General features: G+C 73.8%; 3 protein-coding genes and 1 pseudogene. 1 reads left to right on the forward strand and 3 read right to left on the reverse strand.

The genetic code is table 11. The features are described from left to right. Positions 1 to 12: 12 nt before the first annotated feature. Positions 13 to 192 (reverse strand): annotated as a pseudogene (locus VLF38_RS12710) (aconitase family protein); the annotation flags it as partial. 98 nt (positions 193 to 290) lie between these two features. On the opposite strand from VLF38_RS12710, the gene VLF38_RS12715 reads away from it, so the two are divergent. Further along, entirely contained in the window at positions 291 to 1,013 is a 723-nt protein-coding gene (locus VLF38_RS12715; protein WP_107700199.1) for an IclR family transcriptional regulator, read from the forward strand. Positions 1,014 to 1,140: 127 nt separating this feature from the next. On the opposite strand, the gene VLF38_RS12720 is transcribed toward VLF38_RS12715, so the two are convergent. Together VLF38_RS12720 and VLF38_RS12725 are read right to left on the reverse strand one after the other, a co-directional pair. Further along, positions 1,141 to 1,626 (reverse strand): methylated-DNA--[protein]-cysteine S-methyltransferase, encoded by a 486-nt coding sequence (locus tag VLF38_RS12720; protein ID WP_325271616.1) that lies wholly within the window; start codon positions 1,624 to 1,626, stop codon positions 1,141 to 1,143. A 2-nt stretch (positions 1,627 to 1,628) separates the two neighbouring features. Then, a partial coding sequence (locus VLF38_RS12725; RefSeq protein WP_325271617.1) for a DNA-3-methyladenine glycosylase 2 occupies positions 1,629 to 2,892 on the reverse strand: 1,264 nt, incomplete at its 5' end.

Below are 2,892 nucleotides of genomic sequence, written 5' to 3' on the forward strand. Positions count from 1 at the left end.
GTTGTGGTCCTAGGTGGCGAGGGTGAGGTCCGGTCGACGGACCTGGCGGCCGGCGATACGGAGACCGTCGAAGGCCTGCGGCGAGGTGACCTCGTGCAGGAGGTGGAGGTCGATGTAGAGCAGGTCAGGTTCGCCTTCGGCGCTGCGGACGACGTGCTCGTCCCACACCTTCTCCGACAGGGTCTTGCCCATGGGGATCTCCTCGCGTCAATGCCTTTGCCAGGCCCGGTCTGGGCCACGTCACAGAGCGTACGCTTGCATCCCAAGTTGTGAGATGTCAGTATCGGCATATGGACAACACAAGCGGAGTGGGCGTTCTCGACAAGGCAGCCCTCGTGCTGGCCGCCCTCGAGGCCGGCCCGGCCACCCTCGCGGGCCTCGTCGCCGGCACCGGCCTGGCCCGGCCCACGGCCCACCGCCTCGCGGTTGCCCTCGAACATCATCGTCTCGTGGCCCGCGATCTCCAAGGCCGCTTCGTCCTCGGGCCGCGCCTGGCCGAGCTCTCCGCCGCCGCGGGCGAGGACCGACTCCTCGCCGCTGCCGGTCCGGTGCTCGCCCGCCTGCGCGACATCACCGGCGAGTCCGCCCAGCTCTGGCGCCGCCAGGGCGAGCACCGTGTGTGCGTCGCCGCCGCCGAGCGCCCCTCGGGTCTTCGCGACACGATCCCGGTCGGCTCGCAGCTGACGATGCGCGCCGGCTCGGCCGCCCAGGTGCTCCTCGCCTGGGAGGACCCCGAGCGCATGCACCGCGGCCTGCAGAACGCCGCCTACTCGGCCACCGCGCTCTCGGGCATCCGCCGCCGCGGCTGGGCCCAGTCCGTCGGTGAGCGCGAGCAGGGCGTCGCCTCGGTCTCCGCGCCGGTCCGCTCCCCCAGCGGCAAGATCATCGCCGCGGTCTCCGTCTCCGGTCCGCTTGAGCGCCTCTCGCGCCAGCCCGGCCGCATGCACGCCCCCGCAGTCCTCGCGGCCGCCGAGCGGCTCTCCGAGTCGCTGCGCCGCGCTGCCGCGGAATGACCCACGTGTTGTAAACCCCGTCTACTGGCGCGAGGTGGGTGTTGCAACGGCCACCTCGCGCCAGGAACACGGGTCTCGGTCGTAGGCGGCAGCGGTTGCGTCTCGCCGCCCTAGGTGCGTATCGCGGTCAGAAGAGGCGGTCGGCAGACTCGAGGTCGAGCAGCACCTGCTTGCGCTCCATGCCGCCGGCATAGCCGGTCAGCGACCCGTCGGCCCCGATCACCCGATGGCACGGGATCACGATCGGGATCGGGTTGCGGCCGTTGGCGGTGCCCACCGCACGGGACGCCGCAGCGGTCAGGCCGAGGCGCGCGGCGACCTGGCCGTACGACGCGGTCTCGCCGAAGGCGATCTTCTGGAGCTGCGCCCAGACCCGCTCCTGGAACTCCGTGCCACGAGGGGCCACCGGCAGGTCGAACGCCGTGCGCTCGCCCGCGAAGTACTCCGTCAGCTGGGCGACGGTCGCGGCCAGGACCGGGTGGTCGTCCGCGCGCTCCCCCAGTGGCCGACCGTCGACCGGCGGGCGCCAAGGCGTGAACTCGATCGCGGACAGCGCACCGGCGCGCTCGATGACGCGCAGCTCGCCGACGGGCGACTCCATCACGGTCCACATGGTCAGATCATCTCCTCTTCGGCGCGGGTCGCTGCGGCGGGGCCGGCGAGCGAGGTCCACAGGTGCAGCAGGGCGTAGGAGCGCCACGGGCGCCAGGCGTCGGGGTCAGTCGCGACGGGAAGGGCAGCCAGCGCGGCCTTCACTCCGGCATCGGTCGGCAGGAAGACGTCGGGATCGCCGAGGGCCCGCAGCGCCACGTAGCCGGCCGTCCACGGACCGATGCCGGGCAGCGCGAGCAGTGCGCGGCGTACGTCGGCACGGTCGGCGCCGCGGTCGAGCACGACGTCGCCTGCAGTCAGGGCACGGGCGAGGCTCGTGATGGCGCGACTCCGTGAGGCAGGCATGCGGGTCATCGGTGCAGCCGCCACCGCCTCGGGCGTGGGCCAGAGATGGGTCAACCCGTCCACGCACAGCGCATCAGGAAGGCGCTCCCCCGCTGCCTCCACGAGGCGCCCGGCGAGGGTGCGGGCGGCGGCGAGGGTGACTTGCTGCCCGAGCGCACCGCGCACCGCGAGCTCGGCACCGTCGACGTGGCCCGGCACGCGCAGTCCGCGGCGCGCCCGCACGAGCGGCGCCAGCGCGCGATCGGTGGAGAGCGCGTCGTCGACCGCCACCGGATCGCAGTCGGCGTCGAGCAGGCGGCGTACCCGCTCGACGGCGGCGGAGAGGTCGCGGACGTCGGTGAGCCGGAAGGTCGCGGGGACCTGGACGACCTGCCCCGGCTCGACGGCGTCGGCAAGCTGCAGGCGCACGGTGCCGACACCGTGCGGCAGGCGGAGCGAGCGGGAGTACCAACCCGGCCCGGCGGCCTCGATGCCCGGCACCGCACGGGTGCCGAGGAATGCTGCCAACGCCGTGCCGGCGAAGGGCGTGCGCACCGCGAGACTGAGCCGGAGCTCGCCAGCCGCGACCGTGCGCGACCGCCTGCCGCGCAGCTCGGTCGGGCTCGCCGCGTAGACCTCACGCAGCGTCTCGTTGAACTGCCGCACGCTGGAGAAGCCGGCCGCGAACGCCACCTCCGCGAGCGGGAGGTCGGTGGTCTCGATCAGCACGCGGGCTATCTGCGCGCGGCGTGCTCGGGCCAGGGCGAGGGGCCCCGCCCCGAGCTCGGCGGTGAGGATCCGACCGAGCTGGCGCGAGCTGTAGCCGAGCCGGGCAGCCAGGCCCGGGACACCTTCCCTGTCGACCACACCGTCAGCCGTGAGCCGCATCGCGCGACCGGCCACGTCGGCCCGGACGTCCCAGTCGGGGCTGCCCGGCGTGGCG

The sequence above is a fragment of the Nocardioides sp. genome (assembly GCF_035481145.1).
GTDB lineage: Bacteria > Actinomycetota > Actinomycetes > Propionibacteriales > Nocardioidaceae > Nocardioides.